The 26,329-nt window shown below is 45.7% G+C and carries 24 protein-coding genes and 1 pseudogene; 2 read left to right on the forward strand and 23 right to left on the reverse strand.

What is annotated here, in order from left to right:
• Window positions 1-26: 26 nt before the first annotated feature.
• Together ACXWTF_RS08790 and ACXWTF_RS08795 are read right to left on the reverse strand one after the other, a co-directional pair.
• Window positions 27-209 (reverse strand): hypothetical protein, encoded by a 183-nt coding sequence (locus ACXWTF_RS08790; RefSeq protein ID WP_461714641.1) that lies wholly within the window; start codon window positions 207-209, stop codon window positions 27-29.
• A gap of 89 nt (window positions 210-298) precedes the next feature.
• Window positions 299-1,300 (reverse strand): glycosyltransferase family 4 protein, encoded by a 1,002-nt coding sequence (locus tag ACXWTF_RS08795; RefSeq protein ID WP_461714642.1) that lies wholly within the window; start codon window positions 1,298-1,300, stop codon window positions 299-301.
• Window positions 1,301-1,537: 237 nt separating this feature from the next.
• Here ACXWTF_RS08795 and ACXWTF_RS08800 point away from each other — a divergent pair, with 237 nt between their 5' ends.
• Entirely contained in the window at window positions 1,538-2,746 is a 1,209-nt protein-coding gene (locus ACXWTF_RS08800; protein WP_461714643.1) for a nucleotidyltransferase domain-containing protein, read from the forward strand.
• Here the strand turns inward: ACXWTF_RS08800 and ACXWTF_RS08805 are convergent.
• Both ACXWTF_RS08805 and ACXWTF_RS08810 read right to left on the reverse strand, forming a co-directional pair.
• Window positions 2,740-3,909, reverse strand: coding sequence for a glycosyltransferase family 4 protein (locus ACXWTF_RS08805; RefSeq protein WP_461714644.1), 1,170 nt, complete (start codon window positions 3,907-3,909; stop codon window positions 2,740-2,742). The two genes, ACXWTF_RS08800 and ACXWTF_RS08805, sit on opposite strands and share 7 nt — an antisense overlap.
• A 19-nt stretch (window positions 3,910-3,928) precedes the next feature.
• The gene (locus tag ACXWTF_RS08810; RefSeq protein WP_461714645.1) at window positions 3,929-5,065 is read right to left on the reverse strand and encodes a glycosyltransferase family 4 protein; all 1,137 of its coding nucleotides are present in this window, start codon (window positions 5,063-5,065) and stop codon (window positions 3,929-3,931) included.
• Between the two features lie 177 nt (window positions 5,066-5,242).
• Here ACXWTF_RS08810 and ACXWTF_RS08815 point away from each other — a divergent pair, with 177 nt between their 5' ends.
• The gene (locus tag ACXWTF_RS08815; protein WP_461714646.1) at window positions 5,243-5,980 is read left to right on the forward strand and encodes an ElyC/SanA/YdcF family protein; all 738 of its coding nucleotides are present in this window, start codon (window positions 5,243-5,245) and stop codon (window positions 5,978-5,980) included.
• Here the strand turns inward: ACXWTF_RS08815 and ACXWTF_RS08820 are convergent.
• The 19 genes and pseudogenes from ACXWTF_RS08820 to ACXWTF_RS08910 form a co-directional block, all read right to left on the reverse strand.
• The gene (locus tag ACXWTF_RS08820) at window positions 5,977-6,555 is read right to left on the reverse strand and encodes a YdcF family protein (RefSeq protein WP_461714647.1); all 579 of its coding nucleotides are present in this window, start codon (window positions 6,553-6,555) and stop codon (window positions 5,977-5,979) included. The two genes, ACXWTF_RS08815 and ACXWTF_RS08820, sit on opposite strands and share 4 nt — an antisense overlap.
• Window positions 6,556-6,567: 12 nt before the next feature.
• A complete protein-coding gene (locus ACXWTF_RS08825; protein WP_461714648.1) occupies window positions 6,568-7,617 on the reverse strand; it encodes an EpsG family protein in 1,050 nt (349 codons plus the stop codon).
• A gap of 76 nt (window positions 7,618-7,693) precedes the next feature.
• Complete coding sequence (locus tag ACXWTF_RS08830; RefSeq protein WP_461714649.1) at window positions 7,694-8,740, reverse strand: EpsG family protein; 1,047 nt, start codon at window positions 8,738-8,740, stop codon at window positions 7,694-7,696.
• A 25-nt stretch (window positions 8,741-8,765) separates the two neighbouring features.
• Window positions 8,766-10,685: an asparagine synthase (glutamine-hydrolyzing) gene (asnB, locus tag ACXWTF_RS08835; protein ID WP_461714650.1), complete on the reverse strand. Its 1,920-nt coding sequence runs from the start codon at window positions 10,683-10,685 to the stop codon at window positions 8,766-8,768.
• 129 nt (window positions 10,686-10,814) lie between these two features.
• Entirely contained in the window at window positions 10,815-11,768 is a 954-nt protein-coding gene (locus tag ACXWTF_RS08840; protein ID WP_461714651.1) for an acyltransferase family protein, read from the reverse strand.
• Window positions 11,769-11,823: 55 nt separating this feature from the next.
• Window positions 11,824-12,636 carry a hypothetical protein gene (locus tag ACXWTF_RS08845; RefSeq protein WP_461714652.1) on the reverse strand — a complete coding sequence of 271 codons (813 nt, stop codon included), beginning with the start codon at window positions 12,634-12,636 and terminating at the stop codon, window positions 11,824-11,826.
• Window positions 12,629-13,294, reverse strand: a complete 666-nt coding sequence (locus tag ACXWTF_RS08850; RefSeq protein ID WP_461714653.1) for an HAD family hydrolase — start codon at window positions 13,292-13,294, stop codon at window positions 12,629-12,631. Before ACXWTF_RS08850 ends, ACXWTF_RS08845 begins: the two co-directional genes overlap by 8 nt.
• Before the next feature lie 11 nt (window positions 13,295-13,305).
• A complete protein-coding gene (gene wecB / locus ACXWTF_RS08855; protein WP_461714654.1) occupies window positions 13,306-14,433 on the reverse strand; it encodes a non-hydrolyzing UDP-N-acetylglucosamine 2-epimerase in 1,128 nt (375 codons plus the stop codon).
• Entirely contained in the window at window positions 14,423-15,661 is a 1,239-nt protein-coding gene (locus tag ACXWTF_RS08860; protein ID WP_461714655.1) for a glycosyltransferase, read from the reverse strand. The genes wecB and ACXWTF_RS08860 overlap by 11 nt, the downstream gene beginning before the upstream one ends.
• Window positions 15,658-16,893, reverse strand: coding sequence for a glycosyltransferase family protein (locus ACXWTF_RS08865; RefSeq protein ID WP_461714656.1), 1,236 nt, complete (start codon window positions 16,891-16,893; stop codon window positions 15,658-15,660). Before ACXWTF_RS08865 ends, ACXWTF_RS08860 begins: the two co-directional genes overlap by 4 nt.
• Before the next feature lie 14 nt (window positions 16,894-16,907).
• Window positions 16,908-18,005, reverse strand: a complete 1,098-nt coding sequence (locus ACXWTF_RS08870) for a glycosyltransferase (protein ID WP_461714657.1) — start codon at window positions 18,003-18,005, stop codon at window positions 16,908-16,910.
• Window position 18,006: 1 nt separating this feature from the next.
• Window positions 18,007-19,278: a glycosyltransferase gene (locus ACXWTF_RS08875; RefSeq protein WP_461714658.1), complete on the reverse strand. Its 1,272-nt coding sequence runs from the start codon at window positions 19,276-19,278 to the stop codon at window positions 18,007-18,009.
• Window positions 19,278-20,225, reverse strand: a complete 948-nt coding sequence (locus tag ACXWTF_RS08880) for a sulfotransferase family protein (RefSeq protein ID WP_461714659.1) — start codon at window positions 20,223-20,225, stop codon at window positions 19,278-19,280. Before ACXWTF_RS08880 ends, ACXWTF_RS08875 begins: the two co-directional genes overlap by 1 nt.
• 15 nt (window positions 20,226-20,240) lie before the next feature.
• On the reverse strand, window positions 20,241-21,122 hold the full coding sequence (locus ACXWTF_RS08885) for a capsular polysaccharide synthesis protein (protein WP_461714660.1): 882 nt from the start codon (window positions 21,120-21,122) through the stop codon (window positions 20,241-20,243).
• Window positions 21,123-21,191: 69 nt separating this feature from the next.
• Window positions 21,192-21,995 carry a sulfotransferase family 2 domain-containing protein gene (locus ACXWTF_RS08890; protein ID WP_461714661.1) on the reverse strand — a complete coding sequence of 268 codons (804 nt, stop codon included), beginning with the start codon at window positions 21,993-21,995 and terminating at the stop codon, window positions 21,192-21,194.
• A gap of 371 nt (window positions 21,996-22,366) precedes the next feature.
• Window positions 22,367-23,353, reverse strand: coding sequence for a glycosyltransferase (locus ACXWTF_RS08895; protein ID WP_461714662.1), 987 nt, complete (start codon window positions 23,351-23,353; stop codon window positions 22,367-22,369).
• 52 nt (window positions 23,354-23,405) lie between these two features.
• Window positions 23,406-25,175: an ABC transporter ATP-binding protein gene (locus tag ACXWTF_RS08900; protein WP_461714663.1), complete on the reverse strand. Its 1,770-nt coding sequence runs from the start codon at window positions 25,173-25,175 to the stop codon at window positions 23,406-23,408.
• Between the two features lie 51 nt (window positions 25,176-25,226).
• Complete coding sequence (locus ACXWTF_RS08905) at window positions 25,227-26,129, reverse strand: sulfotransferase family protein (protein ID WP_461714664.1); 903 nt, start codon at window positions 26,127-26,129, stop codon at window positions 25,227-25,229.
• Window positions 26,125-26,289, reverse strand: a pseudogene (locus tag ACXWTF_RS08910) (DapH/DapD/GlmU-related protein); the annotation flags it as partial. The gene ACXWTF_RS08905 and the pseudogene ACXWTF_RS08910, both read right to left, overlap by 5 nt.
• Between the last annotated feature and the right edge of the window lie 40 nt (window positions 26,290-26,329).

A 26,329-nucleotide genomic window follows, 5' to 3' on the forward strand; every position in this document is an offset into this window, starting at 1 on the left:
TTCTACTGAACGGGTTGTCAAAGAAATCAAGAGCCACCCAGCACCAAAACATCGCTGCCCAGCAGCTGGTTCGGACCTTTCGTTTTTGTAGCCATTGAACCGATTTCCCGAAGCTCCGGAGTCCTATATGCTTTACGTGCACTAGTGTCAAACAACTGCGTCTGTGCGACATCTTTCATTTCAGCATTTTGTTCTTCCAGCTCTTTCATTCGTTTGACCTTTTAGGACTTTTTTATAAATAGATCTTATAGACAACCTGCTTTAAGACATCTTTGGCACAACCTTTACTTGAACGTCTCTAGAGCATCTCGGTTTCCCGTGGGATACGCAACGAAAGGAAAATATAAAATACAAAAAAGACAAGCCCGAAAAGTAGCAGGTTCAAAAATGGTTCATTATCGGCCAGTTCGACCCCCACGATGGAAAAAATGATCTGAATAGATGCGATAATAGCCACACTTAATGGGACATTGTTCCCTTTAAGACGCATGATGACATGATGTATGTGCGTCTTATCCGGGGCAAAAGGCGATCTTCCCCAGCGAATACGTCGTACCATGACAACAACGGTATCGAGAATCGGAACCAGAGCAATAAAGAAAACCGTTGTCGCATCGACATACTTCAGTGCATGCACCGAGAGCATCGAGATGATGAAACCAAGCGTCAGTGCCCCGCTGTCCCCCATAAAAATACGTGCAGGGTGAAAATTAAAAACCAAAAAGCCCGCGATAGCTGCAACCGTACCCAGGGACAGATGTATCATCAATGGGTCATCATGCATATAACCGATGTACGCCAAGGTAAGCAAAATTATGGATGCAACCGTGCCCGCAAGCATATCGATTCCATCTATGAGATTCAGTGCATTGGTAAAGCCCGCCACGGCGAACATCGTAAACGGCAGCGCCAGCCACCCCAATCCCAGTTTCCCGCCGAAATAGTGGCCGAGGTCCGTGATCTGGAACCCTTCCATAAAGGTCATAAGCGTTGCAAGGAAAATGACAAAGAATTTCATTTTAGGACTGGCTTCAAAACGGTCATCGGCGATGCCTACCAAAAAAACCAGCGCTATAGCGACAAACAGAAGCGGAAACTGGGAAAGCATTTCCGGCTCAAAGACTGTCAGTCCCCCCATCAAAGAGGCGAAGATCCCCACTCCCCCAGAGTGGGGTGTAGGATGTACATGAGAGCTGCGACCGTTCGGGTGATCCACTAACCCCAGCGTCTCTGAAAAACAAACCAAAGCATAGGTAAAAATCGTCGAAACAACAAAAATGGCAAGAATCTCAACAAACATGGAAATGGCCTTCTATCTACAAAACGGAAAAAAAATATGTATGAATCAATATGCATGTAATTATAGGGTTTTCATATGAATACAAACTAAAATATCATACAAATAATCATATAAAACACCTTTTTTGATTACACAACTGTTCCACCTCATTTACTTTCTTGTTTTTTGGCAGGCACGACGTAGCCGGGGATGAGTCGAACCACCGGCAAATTCCAACCCCACTGCTATAATTAGTGCATGCATACCGTTCCGCCACAGAAGCACTCGCGCTCCGATGTCCTCCGCTTCCTCATTGCCTGCTGTCAGTCAGAACCGTCACACGAAGAAATAGACCTCATCGCTTCTTTGATACCGACAGACCATTCAGAGCGCCATCAGCTGCTAACGATGGCAAACGCCCACGGTCTCCTCCCCCTTGTCTATCAGTCTCTAGTAAACCTTGATGGAAAAAAGCTTTTCACTCATATACCGCCGGCGGCCAACTCCCAACTTCATACGCTCATTGCAGACCTCAAATCAGCCTATTTGCAGATCGCGCAAAGGAATATGCTGATGGCTGCAGAGCTTCTGCGGATCGCAAAAGTTCTTAAAGCAAATGGGATCAAGGCAGTCACCTTCAAAGGGCCCGCCCTTGCACAACTGCTTTACGGCGACATCACTTTACGACAGTTCGGAGACCTTGACCTCCTCATCCATCGAAAAGACATTGATCTGCTTAAGCACCATCTGTGCATGGAAGGCTATGAGGATACGCTTCTTATCCCGGCCGAGCAGGAGCAGCAGTGGTACCGGTATGCCAAAGACATGGTGTTATACCATCCACAAAAACATCTACCCCTCGAACTCCATTGGCAGCTGCTCGATGCCGACTACCCGATCCGTATCAATCTTCATTCGATCTGGTCTGAAGCACAACCGATACAGATCAACGGACATACCATTCATACGTTTTCAAACGAAGCCCTGCTGATCTACCTGTGTATCCACGGATCAAAACATTTGTGGGAGAGAGTGGGCTGGATCAAAGATATCGATGTATTAATCCGCACCCAGCCCATTGATTGGCACGGCGTATCCGCACAAATGGCGGGCGGCAACTTCCGCCGTCTTCTGCTTCTCGGACTCCATCTGAGCAGCCGCCACTTTGACACTCCCCTGCCGTCTGCCTTCGAACCATACCCGGAAGATCGTCACTGGCTCGCTCCGCTAATACGTTTTGTCGAAAACAGCTGGGGACACCATGCCGGCATGTTCTCCAGCACCCGTGCCATGCTCCGACTGTTCCCAACGCTTCCCATGAAGCTGCGCTACCTGAACAAGGTCCTCTTCAAACCGTCAAAAAACGAGTATCGACTGCTCAATCTTCCCCGTGGACTACACTGGGCCTATTTTTTTCTCCGCCCATACCTGCTGGTCAAAAAATACCTGCGGCCAAACAGTCAATAGCTCTGTTCTTTAAAAAATTGCTCCAGAAAAGCATGCCGTTTTACTTCCAGCCGAGTGTTTTCATACAGCCGTGCCACGTCAAAGTTCCGCAATGCCTCTTGCCGCATTCGTGACCTGTCTTCATGCAATGCGATAATCAGCGCTACCAACTGCTGCGGCGCTGCATGCCGGAACAGCACTGCCTCATCCAACAGCTCGGGGATACCTCCGACGTCAGCACCAACGGCGGGGCATCCCCTGCTCATTGCCTCCATAAGCGAGCGGGGAAGTCCTTCGGTCAGACTGGGTTGCAGATACAGATCAATTGTGTCCAACCAGCGGTAGACAGCGTCGCCGCCCGGCACATTGCCGTCAAAATGCACGTCTCCATCAACCCCAAGGCTGGCAGCCAACGCACGGTAGCGGTCAGGATCGCCGCCACCCAGTACCCTGTATTCAACGTCGATCCCCCGACTTTTGATCTCGGCCAGTGCCCTGATGACCACATCAATACCTTTGTATGCCAGGTCCACATTGGCGATCGTGCCCAAAGCAAGCTTGGCTTCAGAGCGGTCGATCTTCTTGAACCTTCTTTGCAGTACAGCCTCGTCGGCATCGGGCAGCATGATGTCCGACATTGCCTCAGTAATGGCATTCGATCCGGGCGGATACCGATGCTGCAGGAACCCCTCTGTCACATAGCTGACATAGTGCGCCTGCCTGACAGCACGACGCATTCGCGCATACAGAAGCGGAGCATAGAGTCTGGCCTTGAGGCTCCCGTAGTACCACATGGCATCCCAGGCACATCCCACGACTTCGAGCATACACGGTTTGTTCAATCGCCTGGCAATCGCTGCCGCCATTAATCCGAATTCGCTCGGCACGCGCGCAATCACATGGTCGTGTGTTGCAACAAGAGTTGTCAGCCGCTGCCGCTGCCGCTGTCTCGCGCCGAAAAACGCCTTGAACGAAGCGATGTTCTCCAAAAAGACGAATGATATGCCGGTACCGGAAGCGACAGGAATATCCGGCGCCATTCCCGTTTCCCTGCATCGCGCCACGACTGTCACTTCGAGCCCCATATCGACGTAACGTCTCAATAACGCATAGGGGAAGGTATTGGAGTAGACTTTCCCGCCCCAGGTCATAAAAATATGATCATGTACGAAAAGCAGTTTCACACGCTACCGCCGAACATGTTCAACGCTGCACTGCCCCCGCGATCGCCTCGCGGTACCGATCAATCACGATCTGTTCATCAAACTCCCTGCAGACCTTCTCACGTCCCTTCTGCCCCATGACACTTCTCTCCTCCTCTGTCAATCGAAGCATTTTCATCATCGCCTCTGCCAGAGACCCGGTGTCCCTCACCTGACACAGGTAACCGTTTACATTGTCGTCCACGACTTCCCGGCAGCCGGGGACGTCCGTCGTTACGATAGGCTTTGCCATCGCGGCGGCTTCGAGCAGCACACGTGACAATCCTTCACGGTATGAAGGCAGCACGACACAATCGGCATCGGCAATGACCGATGCAACATCATCGCTCGTACCAAGATACTCAACCGTTCCTTCCGCCTCCCATGCTTTCATCTCGGTCTCGGTGATAGCCGTAGGATTTCCCGGGTAGTAGGCCCCCAGGATCATGAATTTGACTTTTTGCGCATCGGACTGCTGATTGATCAGTTTTGCCGCTTCGACGTACTCGATGATCCCCTTGTCTCTGACCAGACGGGCAATAAAAAGAAAACGGACGGTTCCGTTGGAAACGCCTACCGGCCTCGGTGCAAACCGCGTGGAATCGATCCCCGATCCCGGCAGCAGGCCGCTCCTTTCTGCTTTGACCAGTTTCGAATGGATGAATAGCTCCCGGTCCTGTATGTTTTGGAAAAATACCTTTTTGGGTGCCTTCAAAGCGATCTTGTAAAGTAGCTTGGCGATCCTGGATGAGAGGCTGTCGTTCAAAAAAACGGTCCCCAGTCCAGAGATATTGCTGACGACCGGAATGCCCAGAAGAGCGGCGGCCATTGCGCCGTAGATGTTGGGTTTAATAGTGTAGTGCAGCAACACATCCGGCCGGACCGCTTTATAAATCCGGTAGAAATCGCCTATGAGCCTGATATCCTCGATAGGGTTGGTTCCCTTGTTGTTGATCATAACGTCATAAAACTCAAATCCGAGTGCCTCGAGCTTTTCGGAGTACTCATCATGCGGCGCGATACAGACAATGCGATGCCCTTCTGCCTGGAACGCTTTGAGCATTCCTCTGCGGAAATTGTAGATATTCCAGGAGGTGTTGATAACGATGGCGATGGTGAGAGGTTTGTCAGTCTTCATCCGGCTCCCGCGGTTTTTGCTACGGCGATAGTAGCATTTCGCGGCTGACAGTTTTTGTAACTGCCTGTGCAACGACTTTCAAAGAACCGGTAACGACAACTTGCCATTTTTTAATGTGCCCCGGAGGGTCGAAGCTCCATCACCAGTTGCTAATCACTATTCACCTATAATCCTCTTATGTTTCTGCTCAAAAAGTTTATCGCTTCTTTCATCATGCCGCTCCCGATCTTTCTCTTCCTGTCTGCCATCGGACTCTATCTCCTCTACACCGACCGCCGCAGGAAGGGATTACAGTTTCTCTCCGTCGCATTTGTCTGGATCGTGCTGCTCTCCTACGCCCCCTTTTCGGCGCTGCTGCTTCAACCGTTGGAATCACACTTTCCGAAATGGCAGCCGGACGGTACACCGGCGGCTTACGTCCACGTCCTGGGGTATGGTCATGACTCGGACGAAACGCTTCCCCTCTCTTCCCAACCTTATCCTGATGGGCTGGTACGCATTGTCGAGGGGATTGCCGTCTTTCGTCAGAACAGCGGTGCGAAACTGATCTTCAGCGGCTACGGCGGTCATGACGAACTCTCCAATGCGAAGGTCAATGCACGTGTTGCCGCCGCTTTGGGCGTTGAAGAGGACAATATCATCGTACTGGACTCGTCGCGTGATACTGCCGAAGAGGCCACTGCACTCAAAAAGATCGCCGGGAACAAAGAAGTCATTCTCGTCACGTCTGCCGCACATATGCCTCGTGCCATAAAAAGCTTTGAAAATGTGGGCCTCAACGTCAGCGCCGCTCCAACGGACTTTAAGGCCAAGGATTCAGTCCTTCTGCAACTACCCGGTGCCTCGGGTCTGAGCAACAGCGAGACCGCCTTTCACGAATATCTCGGGCTGCTTTGGATGCAAATCATGCATTAGTCACCTGTGCGGCACCCTGCAACTGCACTGCATAGCAGCGCATATATAATGCCTCCAATCTCATGCAGGACAGCTTGCCTTGCCTGTGCGTTTTTATAGTAGTGTTCCCTGTCCCACCACTTTTCATGGGGAGCAACCAGGGAAAAGGTCATCTTATCATCTGCCCCGCCGGGCAGAATCGAGAGCAGTACGCGCACCCTCCGGGTATGGGGCGGATCCGTGACGATAATGGCACTATGGTACCCATGTATCTGCATATACTTTTTGAGCGCGACGACTTCTTCCATCGTGTTTTTCGGTCCCTCGTCTATCGTAACATGCGCATCCGGATAGTGTTTCCCGATATAGGGCCGGTTGTACCAGGATTCTCCCATAAGCAAGAATACACTCCGGGCCGAGTACCCCTCCTCCAACAGACGCATGGAGACCTTTACCCGGTCTACGGTCCCGCCGCCCAGACAAACGATGATATCCGATTTCACAGGTTGACCGGCAACATCGACAAACCTCCCCAGGTTGAGTCCGGTCAAAAGCAGCAGCAAAAGAGCACTGATAACAAAAATCCATTTTTTCATTAATGCGCACCGTCACCCAAACAGAGACATGGTTATAAGGTTTCTATACGGTATCCACCACATCGAGAAGTTGCCCAAAGTCAACCAGACGGTTAGAACAGCGAAATAGAACAGTAATACAAGGGATGTCATCGTCTGCTGCGGGAACCTGTGGCGCATTAAAAACGGCAGCCGGGAGAATACGACAATTTGAATCGGCAGGAAATAGAGTGCCATCCGGTCCACCGCGGTTGACGCCATCCCGACCAGCCCCATTGCCGCTATTGAGGCCAATGCCACCATGCCCCAGAAACCGTAGTCACTGAAGTGTTCTTTCCACTCCCTGCGGTAAATCAACAGCAGGAGCGCCGGTAGCGCATTGAGCGCCACCCTGATCTGAGCACCGCCAGATTCCATCCCTGCTTCGACATAATTCTTATAGAGTGTATCGGCGGCACTTCCGACAAAAGCCGTCCAGACTCCAATCCCGGCGAACACGACCGCCAGGATCTTAAAAAGCCTTCCCTGCCCCTGCTGAAAAGCCCCGAAAGCGATCATCAGAATCGCTGACTTGTGAAATGTAACCGCCAGAGCAACCATTCCGACAAACCGTAAGAATTTACCCCTGTCGAGAAACGTGATGCCCCACATCACCAGCCCCAGTGCCACCCCCTGCCGCATGTAGCCCATAAAAACGACGATGTACAGATATGGGATCGCCACGGCCAAGCCCAGCCAGGGGTTTACCTGACGCCGCAAAAAAATCATCAGACCCGTGACAGAGATCACCGCGCAGATCGTCGTTACCGCGAAAAAACCGAACTCCCACTGGTACATATAGTAGCTGATCAGCTGATAACCCGGGTCTTTGATACTCAATGCTTGATCCAGTGTCAAGTAGCGCATCTGCTCAAAACGCTCAAGATAGTTGAGCCAGTCGCCGCCACTCATACGAAACCCGGCAAAAATAGTTAGCAAAGCTCCGATGGTGACCCAGAGTGCGCTATTTGGTCGGGCTGTTCCTACGGCATTGACCATCGCCATCATAGCAGGGACAAGAAATAACAGGTAGTACGTCACCATTCTCTACGTTCCGTCCATTTCATTCCATGACCCTCAAAGTCTCCCAATTTGCTTCAATGCGGCAGCCACACCCCTGTCATCCAAACATCCAAGAAGTAAGATAGTTCCTATATGGTACCCACCACATCGAAAAATTACCAAAATTGAGCCAGACCGTCAGGACCGTGAAATAGAAACCCAAGATCATGAAAGCCGTCAGCTGGGGGGGAAACACATGGCGTAGCAGATACGGTAGTCGGGCAAAAACGACGATCTGGATGGGCAGGAAGTAGAGTGCCACCCTGTCGACAGCCGTCGAAGCCAGCCCGACCAGGGGAATTGCCGCCAGTGATACGTAAGCGATGATCGACCAAAAGCCATAGTCACCGAACTCGTCTCGCCATCTTTTGCGCAGCAGCAAAAGCAGCAGCGCCGGGACGGCATTGAGCAGGACACGGATCAATGCCCCCTCCGATATCATACCCGCCTGAACATAGTTCACATAGAGTCTTTCGGTCGCGTCGCCGACGTATGCGGCCCAAAAGCCCGCGGCAATGACAACAACTGCCGATATGTTGAAAAGACGACCTTTTTTCCGCTGGAATATGCCAAAAGCGATCATCAAAACGGCAGACATATGAAAAGTCACTGCCAGCCCCACAAACGCAACATAGTGCCAAAATTTTCCGCGGTCCAGATAGGTGATAGCCCACATCACCAGGCCCAGGGCGACCCCCTGCCGCATATAGCCCATGAACACAACGATGTAAAGATAGGGGACCGCCACGGCCAGCCCGAGCCACGGATTGACCTGCTGCCGCAGAAATACCATCAACCCCGTTACCGAGATCATGGCACAGATCAGTGTGACAGCGGCAAAACCGAGATCCCACTGGTACATCACGTAGCTGATGAGCTTGTAGCCGAAATCCCTGGCAGAAACTGCTTCTTCAAGCGTCACAAACTGCATGCCTTCATACAGTTTAAGATAGTTGTACCAGTCACCCCCGCTCATCCTGAAGCCCAGCAGAATGATCAGCAGGATCGCAAAGAGTGTCCATGCAAAGCGCGGACGCTGCATTTCGCCCGATTTCAGCATCGCTACGACTGCAGGAATGAAATAGATGAGATAATACGTCAGCATACTGCGTTGCTTACCTGTTTCATCTTCAGGCCTCCCATGCTTCCCGCCACATCTCGAACATCAACATGAACCATATCTCGTTGATGTTGACGTAGCGTCCCTCATAATAATCGTCCAGTGTTCTTTGCACTTGCAAAGCATCGAAGATCTGCCCTTCCTCCAAACGTTCTTTTGCAAGGTAACGGTCAAGCAAAGGCCGCAGATCATTTTTCAGCCACTCATACAACGGGACCTGAAAACCCGATTTCGGCCGATCATAATAACGTTTCGGTACATGATTGTACAGCACTTTTTTCAGCAGGTACTTCCCGCTATCGTCTTTGTATTTCAGCGCGATGGGCACCCTAGCAATGAACTCGGCAACCTTGTGATCGAGCAGCGGTTCGCGCCCTTCCAGGCTGACACTCATCGTCGCACGGTCGACTTTGGTCAGGACATCATCGACCATAAAAGTCTGAAAGTCGACAGCCATCATCCGTTCCAGCGGTGCGATATCCGCCAATGTTTCAAAGCTGCCGAAGCCGGTTTGCGCCGGAAGGCCCGCTTCACCTCCCAAACAGTTCTCAATGGTCTCCGCATCGACATAAGAGCTTGCCTCGATGAACATCTGCTCCAGCGTATCGGCGTTGACAGCCCGTTTAAACTTCTGGAATTTGTCACGGATATTGGTCTGCCGTTTCGAGCGAGGGAGCATGCCGTTCAACCGGTAGACCGCTTTTTCGTTTAGCAGGTTGACTGCCCCTTTGAGCAGACTCTTTTTCAACCCCGGTGCCAGGAGCCTCATGACCCTGTTAAGGGCAAAATACTTGCTATAGCCGCAAAAAAGCTCGTCTCCCCCGTCACCGGAAAGCACGACGGAAACCTTCTCTTTCGCCAGCTTTGAAACCAGTATGGTCGCTATGGCCGAACTGTCTCCGAAAGGTTCATCATAGATCTTCGGCAGCTCCGGGATGACCTGTAAGGCATCCTCTTTGGTACAGTAGTATTCGGTATGTTCCGTGCCCAGGTAGGACGCGATCTTCCTGGCGTGCTCCGCTTCATCGTAGCCCTCTTCGTCAAACCCGATGGTAAAGGTTCGCAGCGGCTCCTTCAAATCTTTTTGAAGCAGTGCCGTTACCAGCGAACTGTCGATACCTCCGCTCAGAAAGACACCGACAGGGACATCAGAGACCATGCGCAGTTGAAAAGCCTCCGTCAGCTCTTGCTCCAGCGTGTCAAGCACGGCTTCCTCCGAAAGATCCAGCTTCGCTTTTCCATAAAAAACATTAACGTCCCAGTACTGCCGTATCTCGAACTGCCCCGCCTGAAGATCGTACTCCAAGTAGTGGCCCGCTTTGAGCTTGTATGTATCTGCGAAGATAGTATAGGGCGCCGGGATGTACCCGAAACGCATGTACACTGGAATGACCGATCTGTCGATCGTCTTTTCAAACCCTTCGTGTTCCCTGAAGGCCTTGAGTTCGCTGGCGAATAGAAAAAGTCCGTCCTTTACGTAGTAATAGAACGGCTTTACACCGGCCCGGTCACGGAACATAAACAGTTTCTCCGCCCTGCTGTCATAGATGACGAATGCGAACATCCCCCTAAACTTTTCAACGCATGCCACGCCCCAGGCATGAAAGGCTTTAAGAATCACTTCGGTGTCAGAGTTGGAGGCGAAGGCATACCCCAGGAGTTCAAGCTCTTTTTTGATCTCTTCAAAGTTGTAGACTTCCCCGTTATAGACCATGCTCAAATGTTCAAAGGACATGGGCTGATGCCCCAGTGCAGAAAGGTCCAGAATGGAGAGCCGGCGATGCCCCAGACCGATCTGGGCGAAATCGGTATGCTCAAAAAATGTTCCGGAATCATCCGGGCCCCGCAATACCATAGCATCCGTCATCGATTTAAGTATCGTCTCTGACGACTGCCCCCGGTGATCAATAAAGCCTGTTACACCGCACATAAATCAATTGATCCTACGAATGTCAAAATTTATCCTAATCATATAAGTTGATCTTCTCTTTGCCTCTCCATATATACGCCTAAACTCCAATACCAATCAATGAAATCAATTTTACCTTCCATTTCTATTTCAAAGTATAAATCTCAATTTGCTGTTAATTCTTATTAAGAATAAAGAGGCAACAAGTGATGAAGCAATAACCATCAAGACCAATTCAATGCTATTTAAATGTAGATATTTTCTGTATAAAATTAAAAATAATGGATGAATAAAATATACTCCTGATGCGTACAAAGCAATTTGTTTACTTTCCCCTTGAAAGTTGACATTCATAAATAATAAAAATAATGTACTACATAAAAATAACAGTGAAATTAATTGTTGAAAATCTCTATCATCTCCAGCATATATAAAATTAAAATAAGATTCACTTAATAAAACAATTGTGGCCACTAAACTTAATATGAAAAAATTCATAGATGAAATTTTAGTATGTATCTTGAATTTATTTATTAGAAACCCTGTAGCAAAAAAAGGAAATGCAAAAAATAAAAAACTCCTATGAACCAATGTAATGTTAAAAACCTTATCAACAAAAGAACCAAAAATATGGTAGTTCCCTGCATATTGCATCATTGTTCCTAAAGAGAAAGAAATTAAAATCGCAAATATCATAAACTTATATGAAATTCTTTGTAGAACAATTACTAAAATTGCAGCCCCAAAGATTGCGGGCAAATACCATAAATGATAATAACCAAAAATAATAAACTTAGCTTGCAGTAATAATTCAACCAAAGATACTCCGGACAAACTGAACCAAAAATACGAATAGAACAACATCCAGAAAAGATATAAATATATTATTCTTTTTAACCAATTAGCAGAATTTCTTTTTCGCAAAACATCATAAAAATAAAATCCATTTATCAATAAAAACATTGGAACTGCCACTCTGAAAACACCATAACAAGTTAAAAAATTTCCAACCTCAGTAAAATCATGTAAAAAATGTGCATGCAACCCAATGACCATAAAAGCCATCACAAGTTTCAAAATATCTAAAGAAATATTTCTATTCATACTATTTACTCACCTGCTTGACTAGCATAATTCATAAATAATATCCTCTCATTATTCATCTTTGATATATCCCTCTATTCACCAATAACCAGGCTGTTATTCTGAATAAAAAAAAGTAGCCTGCTGCTGCGACAATACACATTTTCTCTCCACCGGACCCCGGAAAAGCAAATAAAGAGAGCGACATTGCAAAAAATACAAAATAGTACTTCACTCTAAAACTGTCATGGTTGCCGATCGCCGCCCTATAGGCCGGAAATCGGAATTTCTCGCTGGAAGCATATTCCAGCGTCCTGACCACCGGATAAATCAATAACAAGGCTATCACCGCCCATGCCGAGTCGTCTGCCGAAACGAATAGCAGGGGAAGCGCGAGGTACTTGGTCGCCTGTAAAAAGGCGAAAGTGACAATGTTGCGCCTGTCTCTCCAGCGGTTATGCAGCACAAAGGCAATCCTTGAAACCAATAAAGTCGAAGCATATTGGAAAATATACAGATCAAGCTCATACCAGGACAAAACAATCAGTATCAGAAGAACAGAAAAGACGTAAAAATATCTGGCCAAAATCAGTTTTCCGAACTGCCGCATGAAGAAGTCACCGTCACCTGCACGAATTCTATGCGTGGGGTCTTTTTCACTTTCAACAGTCGTCAGATCATTTTGAAGATATCCGATCTCATAGAGAGCAAGATACCCCACCATTGCAAGCAATGCAATCCCGAGCGTTTGCACCGTTCCCATGCCGGAGACGACAGCCGAAAAGAAAAGGACGGGTATGACATAGATGATGACCCATGAAATTTTTTCGGATTTTGCAGACAACCTGCTGTAGAACAGGTAACTGAAGGGCAGAAAAAGTCTATGCATCGTAAGTTTCCAAATAGCGGATTTTCGATGAATCGGGAAACCGCTTCTCCCAAAACTCCCGGTCTTTCTTTTTGTTGCATACGACATAGGCTTTGTCCGCCGCACTCAACAAGTCATAGTCCGTTTTATTGTCACTGACCACAATAAGCTCGTCTATCTGGGGATAAACACTTTCCAGACGCATTTTTTTCGTAAACAGCTGGTCAGAACGGAACCCGCCTGTCAATCGCCCCTCCACACTCTCAAGCTCCGAGGCAAAAAAACTGTCGGCGGAAAAATAGTCGGCGACATGTGCCACGATAAAACCGTATGAACCGGACATCAGAACTATCCTGTATCCCGCTTCCCGCAGTTCATGCAGCAGTGCTTCCGTTTGTGGGTTGATCTTGTCTACCAGACGGTTGAATATGAACTCCCGGGAACTCGTCTCAATTTCCCGCATATCTTCACCGGCCAAGAAGCGTGTTGCCGCTACTCTTACCAAATCGTATTTCATCCACCTGTACAAAGGGTAATTGATCAGTTTCCCCGGGAACGATCTGCTGAATTTTCGGAAGAGCCGATATCGCCTGTTTCCGGAAAAATAGCTGTCGAGAAATTCAAATGACGTATTGACGCTGTATAAAGTGTCGCATACGTCAAATATTGCAATTTTCACACGACGCTCCGCTATTCTGCATTCAACGGTATCGAAGCAAGAAAACCGACGATTTTTTTGGAAGTCGTACCGTCACCATACGGGTTATCCGCTTTTGCCATCCCATTGTAGCGTTCTGTAGAATTTTTAATATCATTGAACGCCCTCAGTATCTTTTCGGCATCCGTTCCCCCCAGCACGCTGCAGCCGCTGGTGATCCCCTCGCTGCGTTCCGTCGTGTTCCTCATCACAATCAGCGGCACGTTCAACGTCGGTGCCTCTTCCTGGATACCGCCGGAATCCGTCAGGACCATCCACGACTTCATCATGAGATAGACCAGCTCGTCGTAAGGCAGGGGTTCGATCAGGCGGATGTTGTCGTATCCATCCAGCAAACGGTAGACCACTTCCTGTATATTCGGGTTAAGATGCACCGGGTAAATGATCTGCATATCGGGGTTCTGTTCAGCGATCGTAGCCAGCGCCAGGCAAATCTGTTCAAACCCTTTTCCGAAACTTTCCCGCCTGTGCCCCGTCACGAGGATGATCTTTTGTCCTTCCGTAATAGATGCGAACTGCTGTTCGTAGTGTCCGATATCCTGCCCGATTTTCTGCTTGGCAAGCAGCAAGCTGTCGATGACGCTGTTGCCGACTAGCACGACGTTATCCGTAATATTTTCGTTTTTCAGGTTTTCGACTGCGGGCAGAGTGGCGGCGAAATGGATGTCTGCTATGCTGCCTATCATCCTGCGGTTGCTCTCTTCCGGGAAGGGGGCCCATTTATCGTGCGTCCGCAGTCCGGCCTCCACATGGACGATCTTATATTTGTAGTACAGTGCGGAAACTGCCCCGACAAACGCGGTCGTCGTATCTCCCTGGACCATGACGTACGTATACTGATGCTTACTGAAATGCGCGCCGATTTCCCGGAACATTTTCGATGTCAATCCGGACAGCGTTTGATTGGGCTCCATCACATTGAGTTTAAAGTCCGGCTGCACGGCAAAAAAGTCGAAAATCTGCTGCAGCATGGATTCATGCTGGCCGGTGGAGATCAGTACCGGCTCGAAGTTCTCATTTCTTTTCAGCTCCAGATAGATCGGAATGAGCTTGATCGCTTCCGGCCTTGTTCCCAATATAATTGCAATCCTATTTTTCACCTGCAACCTCCCTGAAAATTTGGCCTAAACGCTCCGCATTGTAATCGGCTGCATACGTGCGGTCCGGCGCATTAAGCATAAAATACGATTCATCCTTCCTTTTCCATGCGTGCCAGGCGTCGATCAGGGCAGCACCGAGCCCTTCGGTATCGTCGTGGGCAAAACAGTTCCCCAGTTTTCCCTCGACGATCTCCCATGACATACTGCCCCGGTCGGTCAGCGCAAGGATCCGCCGCTGCATCAGCATATAATCGAGAAGCTTGGAAGGAAAGAACTGCGCATCTTCGGGATTGTGAAACGGCGAGTCTATGACAAGAAGCATGTCGGCCTGCTGCTGAAGCTTGAGAGCGTCAGGAAACGAGAGACTGCCGATGTGCCGCACCCCCATGATTTCCCGGTCGAACAACGCCCGGTTTTTACGGTCCAGTGCACCGGCAAATACAAAATCGAAGTCCCGGAGGACTTCCGGCCGTTCACGTTCCATGTTCCCAATCACTTCAAAAAGCTTTTCGGGGCTTCTTTCGCCGACCAGGCCGCCCGTGTAAACCACCGTCAGTTTATCCTTGAACTTATACGTTTGCAGGATTTTATCCTCAGGGTCGAAAACATTCGGGGAAAGCCTGAATTTCTCCGTGAAATCCGGATATTTTTTTCGATACAGCTCCATGGTCTTCGACGACGAAAAAGCGATGCATGCAGCATCCTCGAAACAGGTTTTTTCCATCGACGCGTTCCATCGTCCGGCTTTTCCGAAATCATGCAACGGGTTCAGCGTCCAAGGGTCGCTGAGATGCAATACCCAGGGTACTTTGTAATGCTTCTGCAGATAATACGCCATCAGCGTCGACGACAGAGGATAGGAGCGGGAGTAGATCACATCCGGCCTGTTTTGAAGCCGTTGGACCACCTTCTTCCATTGCCTGTAAAATCTGAATTTCGAATCGGGATACTTCAGAATGTCAGGATGAATTTTTCTAAGCAGGAAACTGACATACCTGTTTTCAAAAAACTTGGCCTGTATCATTTGCCGGTATCCCTTCGCATATCTGCCGAGACTCTGATCCACCGGCATGTTCACCGTGTCGTCCGCCGATGTCACCACGTCTATTTCGAAGCCCTGGTCCTTGACAAGATATTTGAAATATTTGGCCGTTTGCAGGCACTCCGGATCGCTTTTGGGCGGGAAGGCGATGCTCACGAACAGGAGATTGGCCTTTCCCGTCATCATTCCATCTCCGTCAGATAGTACAGCGCCTGGGAAAAACGCTGTTTCAATCGGCTGTAGCCGCGGTACTCCAGCCCCACCTCACGGCAATGCCTCCGCAATGCCGCACCGTCACGCGTCAGATAATCCCTGATCTTCGGCCAGGCCTTTTTAATCTCATCTTTGCTGAAATCTTCCACGACGACCCCAACATCTCTTTCTTCGGCATAAATATAATCTTCCGACACCCCCCGCACGACCAGAAAAGGGAGGCCGGAGCACAGGTACTCTCCGACTTTGATACTGGAAGTAAACTTTTTGGAAGGGCCCGGCGGAACGGAAATGATTGCGAAGTCGCCGGCACTGTTGTATTTGTGGATATCCGCATAATCGCTATGGGTAACGGTGTAGTCCTCCGGGGGCACCCCCGCTACATCAAACAGTGTTTTCACCTCGGCATCCGTATGCGGTGTTACAATCAGCAGATGCAGCCTCTTATCTTCCTCTTTTAACCATTTGTACATCCATGCAAACTCTTCGCGATAATAAAGGTCGCCGAATTTCCCAGGGTAGTACAGCACCCAGGCATCTTCTGGAATATTAAGTTCTTTTCTTACTGTTGTCCGATCCTTTGCATTAAAAACAAACTTTTCGTCATTTGCAGCTGTAGGCAATTTGACAAATTTTGCCTTTGACTTCCATACTTTCTCAAGTCTCTCCTGCATAAAAATCGTACCTGAACCTATTACTGCAGCGGATTTTGCCGCTTTTTCTTCCAGAAAATGGGTAATTTTGTATTGACGACTCTCTTTTGTCCACCACCCGCTATCCAACCCATACTCGCTGTGCGGTTCAAATGAATACATAAACAGACGCATGCGAAGCGGCACACTGTATACATATGCGTACGTACCGGCTATCGATGCCAGCGTCGAAATATATTTATACCCCTGCAGGCGGAGCTTTGTAACAACCATAAAACCAGCCAGCAGATCAAGCAACTTTTTACTGAGCTCTTTTCCCTGATGCCAGGCCAAAGGCGTCCAGTCTAAGCCGAGACTTTTCCAATGCTCCACTAGTGTTTTTTGTTCATCCGTCAACGGATAGGTAGGGTCTTCATAACTGACGACATGAAATTGGTAAGGACTGTTTTTGTCTTCCAGAAAATCTTTGATATAAAGCCAGAAGTTTGACTGATTCACCTGGTCGAACAGACGGTTATAAAGAAAAATAACGATCTTGCGCCTGTTCCTCATCACTCCGGACCTTGTTAGAATTTCATATTATGTTTATTTAAAATTGTGATTATACGGTCAAGCTGCTTAGGGTACGTGTTGTTCTGTGCGAAAGCTCTGCGTACACTCTGCTTTGTAATACTGTTGTAATCGTCAATATTTGAAACGACATCCCTGAATTTCTCAATAAAAGCATCCGGTCCGTCTACCATCTCGAGCAACCCGGGCTTATCCTTGTACTCATCCGTATAAGTTGCGACGACGACTTTCCCGCTAGATAGATACTCCATGAGCTTGTGCGGACTCGCCATCTGCTTTTTCTCCCAATCGCTTTTGACGCTGTACGTCAACAACTGAATATCGCAATGTAAAAGGATCGAGGGGATCATTTCGCTTTTAACCGCACCCCACCAACTTATATTTTCATAATCCTTACATTGCCTGTATAAACTGCCGTCATCACTGTATTTGCCTACAAAATGAAACCGGATTGCCGGGAACGTCTGTACAAGTTCACAAAGGAGCTCCAGATCGAGGTATGGGATATCAAGGTTACCGACGTATACGGCGTTGATACCATTCTCCGAAAAATGCTTCTCTTGTTCCTCCGTGAGTGGAATCGGTTCAGAAGGCATGGAAACACCATGATGAATTTTGTAGACCCTGCCGTTGTAAGGCAAAATCTTATGCAGAATCACATCTGTATTCGCAAAACAGATATCTGCTGACACGGAGGCAGCAACAACATGAAAGTCCTGATTAAGATCAACCTGGTGATAAATTTTTAATCGGTCACCGCCAAAACGCATGTCATAAAAGCGCGAGTTTTCAAACAGCCAGATGGCAGAAAATTCTCTGCCCACCTTTTTTTCCAACTCTTTGAGCCAACGCGCTTCCAACCAGCGGCGTACAGCGACCGGGTAAAACCGCAGTCCCTTCGCAACCATTGGTCCGGACACTTCCCACAGGTTCGCATAATTTGTCTTCTCGATTCTAACCCCGGACAGGGATCCATCGGGTGGATTCAGGAAATAAACCCCATAACCTCTCGCAGCGAGGTTAACCGCGTAATGATGTTTACTAACGAAATGCCCTTTCCACGGTTCAGGGGAAATAATCAAAATAGTAGACATTTTATTTAATTCTATCGTCACATAAATGAATCAAATACAAAATAAACTGCCTATAATTTTCAGAAGCAAGATATTTATCTTTAAAAACTTTATAGGCATTTTCCCGTATAGCTGTATCTTTAAAAAAAGAAAGATCCGTAAAGGCAATGAAATATTCATCTACCTCTGACTTTTCACTCAGTAATTTTCCGTTGTATCCATCCTCAATCATGTCGGAAATACCGCCGACATCTGGAGCCACAACAGGAATATGGCAACTCATCGCCTCCATCATCGAAACTGGAACACCTTCGGACTCGCTAGCGTTGATAAATACATCAACTGCATGACTTTCATAATAACTATAGACATCTTCATTAGAAAGCATTCCAAGCAAGTTGTATTGAACATTCTCTTTCCGAGAAAGTTTTGTATAAGCATATTCTTTAATTTGCTTTTCTAACGGACCATCACCAATATGTGACCAAACAAAAGACACTCCAGGATATTGCACAGAAAGCTTCCCCAAAAGATCTATGATTTTATCTACCCGTTTGACTGGCCTTAAGGCCGAACATGAGACGATATGAAATTTTCCTGCTCCCGTCGCATTTGCATTTATCTGCTTATCATCAACCCCTAGCCTAGATGTTGTTATGTTTTTTTTGTCAAACCCATAGGTAGTTGAAAGATAATCTATCCCCGAATCCGTGATAGTAAATATATGGTCCAGTCCTCTAACAAACTGCCGTCTCAAAGGCATGTAATTATGTAAAGTAGTATCTTCATAAAGATCAAACCTATGCGTTCTTGTGATTAACTTGTTCCTTGAGCCTTTTAGAATTGTTTGTAAAGCATATGTAACTTCTGTGTGCCAATAGGTATAAAAAATCGCTTTAGCATATTGTTTTTGTAGCGATCCAAAAAAATGCTTATACACAAAGTATTTTCTCATTGAAAGCATAAGTTCTTTTATTTTGGCGATATCAAAAATCTTTTGTGCAAATATTTCTGTCCAGAACATAATGCTAAATAAAACTCTTACAGCATAAAGTATTTTATAAAATTTACTGCCAATTATATGATTGCCGTGTTTATTGAGATATTGCGCAAATGACTGATCCACTTTTATGCTACGAGGAAGCTGTCGACTGTCATTTCCCACTTTCATTGGCATAATTGTCAGTTCAACATCTTTACGTTCAGCCCAATGCTTAACTTCTGACTCCAAAAATGTTTCCGTTGCAATACCATAGGGGAAAAATTCGGGGATGAGTATAACTTTTGTCATCATCAGTCTTTATTCATTTTATGTTTATACAACTCGTATATGGGTCTTAGCCGATTACGAAGACGATGGCTTAGTTTCCTGTTGTTGATATGGAGCTTGAATTTTTTTTCAATCTGCTCTTTATTATCATGTAAAAAAAAGGAAGTATTGGTCATGTATTCTTCTCTCACCCTGTCAAACGCCTGTTCAAGGCCCGGATCGCCTGCAATAAGTTGCAGGTAGAGTTCATTGGTTTCCTGTACAAATATAGGTACAGGAGCGACAAGAGAGTTGCCCCCGTTATAATGTTTAAGCCCCTCTTCCACGAAACGCGATGCATGATCTATCTTACTATCCATATCTTCAACGTCGACGGAAAGTCGTTGAAATATTTTTTTAACGGTTTCTTTTGGCTCTCCAAGCAGATCATAATAGGCAATGGCAACCCGTGGATATTTGCGGGAATAATATTCAGCAAGAAGAACATATTTTACCCACATTAAAAATGTTTTTTCCCTACTGAAACCGTCGCGCTTCTGCAGTGAGCGATATATTTCCTCCGGATTTCTATATGGCAGAATCACCTTTATTTCTATATTCAAGTCACGGAGAACTTTTTCCCAAAATGGAAATAAAATACAGAGTCGCGGGTCTTTGATGCCAAAAAGTTTCTCTTCTGAATAATCGGCCCGGATAATCTCTTTGGCTACCGCATAAAGACCTCTGACCTTCTCATCTTCCTCCCACCCTTCCGGAAGAAGCGAAAGATCATCCCAAGTCTGTTCTAACGCGGGGAAAAGCACATAGTCATTAAAATCTATAATCTTCTTGTTTTCGAAGTAGCCTTTCGGATTATGCTTCTTCGCTTCTACAAGCGTCTGCCCCATTGAAATACCAAGCGCGTGCAGCACCCCGCCGAGTGCCGATGTCCCGCTTCTGTGCATTCCCAAAACTGCTATACATACTTGCAAACCTGTTCTCCTCCTTTAAGCGTCATCGCTTTCATTTTTTAATCTGTTCCCTTCCCCGCCGTATCTGCCTTCAAACAGATACCACAGCAAGGAGAACGGATACTTTTCCGCTTCAAAATTTTTATACGTCAGCTTAAACATCGGGACATCGCTTTCATCTACAAGCTTTTTGTTCGCTTCGGTCAGCGGACTCAGTAACCCTTCAAACTGCAGCGAGTGTGGGCCATCAGCGCTAATTTTCTTTGTTTTTTCCCATATTATTCTTCCTTCTTCATCATTTGAGATCAACCTCTCAAACAAATAATGTATGGCGAAGTAAGGGTACACTTTAATTATTTTTGTGATGAACGGAGAAAACCAATACTTTGTTCTTTTACAACTGCCATTTAAATGATAGCCTAGACGTTCCACAATCTCTTTTCTAACCTTACCTGGCTGTGGAAACTTATTCATATTCCAGTAATCTGTTAACAGCTGACACCATTGAACAACGAGAATATTGTGCTTTTCTGAAATAAGGAACCAGCTTGCTAGCAAGCGGCCCGGACCTGGTCGGTCAAATGCGAAAAAGCCAGATACAGACGCTTCTTCAATCCATTCATCAAGTGGCTTAAAACAATATGTTGTTGCATCAGCCCAGACTCCACCATATTTCTCAAGTAGTTTCAAACGGATTAGATCAGACTTTTGCGCTAACGAAAGTGTTGAGATTTTTTCTTCCGGAAGATCCAAACATACATATTCAGAAAAATTCATTTTATCCAAGAGCCTGAGGTCCCAATTCGAATTGTACTTTTGCCACGATCTAACACAGTTTTTTACAACGACATGCGCATCTTCAAACCCTTGTTCCCAGTACATCCAGATGATTTTCGGAATTGAAATTTGTTTATCCATTAAAAACTCTTTTGTGAAACTGTATTTTTTTGACTCTCATAGCTCTATCTTGACGTCATCAGACATACTCTATTTAAATAACCATCTAAAATACTGCAGATATTTCCAATATTTGTTGACTTTTTGAAATGTTTTTACATCTGCATCTGAAATATGTTTTAGATATTCTTGTTCTCTGTTTTTAACTTCTTGAAATAAAATCATATCTAGCCAGTTCATTTCTTCAATATCTTTTTGAGTTTTAGGCGGAAGTTTGTTTTTTGATCCTTTCGAAGAAGCGTTAAGCCAAATATAGTAAGGCTTGTTTTTCCAAGAGAGTTTAGAATGCAAAAATAACAGGGCCCGATCAAAGTTGTCTGTGGTGAATACATACTCAATGCTGTTTAACCTATCAAACAGTTCTGCTATTAATTCATCTCTATCGACTTTATTTAAATCAAGTTCAAGATTCTCAGGATTATCTAGGGGTAATCGTTCTAATAAATGTCTACTCTGTATGTTGTCATAATGTTCTTCCTTTTGGAATAACATCCATTCATCTATAGTCATATTCAAAGCCACATCATGAAATCTGTTCAGCTGCTGCTTTCTAACATATGTATAGTTAGAAACAAACCATTTAACAGGATCACGAAAAAAACTAAAAAATGTAATATCTTGATCTGCCAAAGCTGGATGTTTACGCATTGAAAAAGCCAAATGCCCTTGAATACAGTCAAGTTCTTTTATTGATTTTGCATCCATTTCAACAAGTTTTTGTAAGGTTTTTTCCTTATCACGCCCATTGATTGTAAATATTTTTTCATACTGTTGTTCTAAAATTCCGTAAAGAGTTGTTCCCGCTGTTTTTGGAATGTGAAAAAAGATTACCATGATCTTGTCCTTCTATGTAAAAAAATTTCATCTATCAAATATTGCATTACCAAGTAAGAATAAATTTTGAAAACCTTAGTCAACAGGAATGTAAACAAAAAGTTTATGCTTTAATAACAAGCATTTAAATGAAGATCAGTTCGCTCACCTTCTTTTTGTCTAACAACCAAGCCTAAAAAAACTGTTTTTATCCCTTAGCCCAATGTCCCAAGTTGGGTTCCATTTTCGCCACGATTGAACACAATTTTGGACAATCAAAAGGAAGTCTCCAAGTCCTTGTATCCTATACATCCAAATAATCCTAGGGATACGTTTTCCTTGTATGCTCAAATCTATCCCTTTTCAAAGATCATTATATATTGTTTATAACTTTAATCAGGAATTTCATCTATCTTTAAACTGGTGACGCGCGTATGAAATCCTCTTGGTGTCAAAACTATCGCTTTAACGTATTTCAAGGTAGACAAGAACTGAAAAGCTTCTCGTCCATATTTTTTGCCTTTGAAAAGTGAAAATAATAATAAAAGCAAACTTTTAATCGTTCTGAAAAAAACGTATATTCCAAGAAAATAATTGCCCTGTTTTTTCAGATACAGCATATAAGAAACTATCGATTGCTTGGACATGAGACCGTATTTGTCCGTTTTGCCGGAAAAATGGACCAGGCCGACTTTCGGATAAACCATGCTTTTATATTTTTTGTAAAACCTGTTCCTGAACAATTCAATATCTTCCGCATACATGAAAAAGTCGGGATCAAATCCGCCCACGTCAAAAAAAGCAGAACGGCGCATCATCACAAAAGGCCCATGAAAACCGCCCACTTCGAACGGTTCGCTCTTTTTTATGAGTTCTTCCAACTCCCCCGACCTGTCTTTGGAAATCAGTTGTTTTACTCTGTACGGCAAAAGGCCCCTGACCATAAATTTCAGGAACCTCATTTTCGCAATACCCTTCTGCATAAAAAAAGTATGTTGCCGCGTCCCGTCATCATTGTTAATCAAGCAGCTTAGTGCGCCGACGTCATCCGGCAATGTTTGGAAATAACCATACAACTCATCCAAAATGTTTCCCTGCACCAATTCCATATCGGGATTTACCATGCAAAAATAATCATATTGGGAATTTTCAACGCCTTTGTTTATAGCGCGTCCGAATCCTTCGTTTCCATGATTGTTTATAATTTTAATATTGTATTCATGCTGATATTCATCCGTCCACTGAAATGCGGGAATACTGTTACTGACAATAACGATTTCAAGGTTCTTCAACTGCACGTTCGACAAAACGCTATCGACCAACTTTTCGATATACGTTTCACAAAAATAATTGACAATAATAAGAGACAGCCCGTCCATTATTTTGTTTTCCCCTCTCTCTTATTCTTTCTCTGCATCTGTTCTCCCCATCTCAAAGGTTTATTATTTCGTGGTACGGACCCGAAGCCACGATTTTGCCTTTTTCCAACTTATACACGTTATCACACCCATTTAATGTCGTAAGCCTATGCGCTATCATTAGGACAGTCAAATCTTTATTCAAAGCGTTGATTGACTGCATCACGTTTGCTTCCGTTTTGCCGTCAAGTGCGCTTGTCGCCTCATCCATAATAATGACATTCGCCTGTTTATACATGGCGCGTGCAATACCTATGCGCTGTCTTTGTCCACCTGACAATTGAACACCGCGTTCACCCACGGATGTGTCATATGCATTCGGCAAAGACTCAATGAACGTATGCAAATCCGCTTTTTTCGCGGCCTGTGTAACACGTACCATATCAATTTCACTCTTTTGTTGACCAAACGCAATGTTTTCTGCAATGGAAGCGTCAGCAAGAAAAATGTGCTGAGGCACGTGTGCAATATTCGCCTGCCATTGATGTACATTTTTTTTGTCAATCACCACTCCGTCTACCGTCATCTCTCCCTCTGTCGGGAAGAGCAGCCCCATTATTACATCTATCAAAGTACTTTTCCCGCTGCCTGTCGGCCCGATAAAACCGATCCGTTGCCCATGCTTGATTTTCAAATCGATATTGTGCAAAGCTGCTTCTTCATTACTGTCATACTTGAAACACAGTTTTTTAAGGCACACTTCATTTTTAAAAGGAATGGGAACTGTCGGAGTCTTCTCCTCCTGTTCCATCGACAATGGGCTTGTGAGGTATTCAGCCACTTCCCCCAGAATAGCTTTGGCCCCATTGACGGTTGACCAGGAAAAATATATTTGTTGCAATGAAGGTAATAGGCGTTGTGCCCCAAGGGCCAAAGCACCCAATACCGGCAGCGCCAGATGCGTGCCGGCTTCATTCGATTCAATGTAATAAGCCAACAATGCTATTAAAGATATGCTCAGCATTTCCAGCAAGGATTTGGGCACATTGCTAAAAAACGAATTAACCATCGACGCCATTTGTATTTTGCTAGCGACTTTGTAATAACTGCGGCTGAATTCATCTTGACTGCCGTCAATAAGAATATCGCGTATCCCCCCTATCCCTTCCTGGATTGATCTGACCGCTTTAGGCTGATTTTTGGCAATGACCTCACCGTTATGTGCTATTTTTTTCCGAACAAGGAAACCTATAAAGATATACCCACCGCCAAGAACAAGAAAAGCGATCAATGCGACAAGCGGGTTCACCAAAAGAATACTCAGGATAATTGCCGTACTCATTACGATATTTGTGGCCAACAACAAAATGTGCATGATGCCGGCATTTATAACAACCCCGACTTTTTCAGTGACAAGGCTGATGAGATCACTGCTGTTGTGCGCTATATGAAAAGTGTAGGGTTTATATAAAGCCAAACGGTAGATGTCGTTTCTCAACTGAATACCCATGCTTGCAGACATTGTTGTATTCATCCACAAGAGCAATATTCGCGTGGATGTAGCGAAAACAACGATACCGACAAAACCGACTGTCAATGGCATCAGCAGCTCGCCCGGAGAATGAACCCGCAAAAGTTCTGCAAAAGGTTTGAACCATTCCAGTTGCATCAACTTCATGGGTTCCGTCAGTGCCGCGAGAAAAGGTATGACAGCACCTATCGTTACCATCTCAGCAAAAACAGAGATGAGTGTCAATACAAAAATAAACACTATCTGCAGTTTACGCGTCCGGATCAGATGTCCCCACAGGACAAAAATATAATGTGCAACGTTACTTTTCATATCCAGTTCTTCACCTATGCTTACCGCTTATTGATCTGCTGTGAAAGCACGTCATTTATACCAACACCCCAAATCTCTTCCGATCAGGCTTTCAAGTTCTTTGATGTCATCCATAAAATATTTTTCCAAAAGCACCTTTCTTTCCCTAGCTTCCAGTTTGGCTTTTTCGACAGGACGTTCCACCTTACTTAAGGCCCTTAGCAGATCCCCCACCATCTTTTTTAACTTTTTGGAAAGCAAAATCTTCTTAACGGCTTCTTTAACAAAAGACGGTCGATTCAAAAAATCTCTGACCCATGGATATTTCACATCGCCGCTTTTGTTACTATGTACATCCATTGCATACTCTATATTCTGATCGAGATCCAAAAACCGCATAAGTTTATTAAGCGTCTCTTCTTTATTTTGGACAAGATCCTCTTCGAAGATTACAAAATACATATTTTCTTTCGGGAAAAATTGCAAATATCTTTTCAGTTGACATGTATAATACCCGCGATCGATATAACTGAAATGGCTTTTGTGAAACGTATCGATGCCTAACCGTTCTTTCTCTTTTTCAATAGCAGCTTCAAAAGAAAGCCGTTCAAAACCCCTTTTCCGGCTCATTAAATAATGGGAATAGGCACGGTCCGCCGGATTTCTAAAAATAAATATCAGTTTTATGTCCGTGCCCAGGCTTTCATGAATTCTTTGGGGCACATTTTCGAAATACAGATATTCCGGATCGATTTCACCCAGAGTTTGTCCCTCTTTCCCAGCGGAAAAATATGTTTGAAAATAATATTCCAGCCCTTTTCCGTATTTTTCGTCGTTTTGAAAAAATTTTGTCTCTTTGACAGTCGGCAAATATACATCCCGGCGTGACGCGAGTATCTCGTGCAGAGAAGTTGTACCCGATTTTTGCGCCCCGACACATATAAACTTCAGTTCGGATTTAACCGATTGCATCATTTCCCCTGTACTTGATTATTTTGGCTGGAACGCCGCCGACTATCGCATAGGGAGGCACATCTTTTGTCACGACCGCGTTTGCCCCGATAATGGCTCCGGTTCCTATCGTCACTCCTTTTGTAATGACGGCGCCATGCCCGATCCATACATCATCATGAATCTCGATGGGAGCGGTCCTGATCCCTTGTTTCATCATCGGA

This window comes from Thiomicrolovo sp. ZZH C-3, from assembly GCF_054862725.1.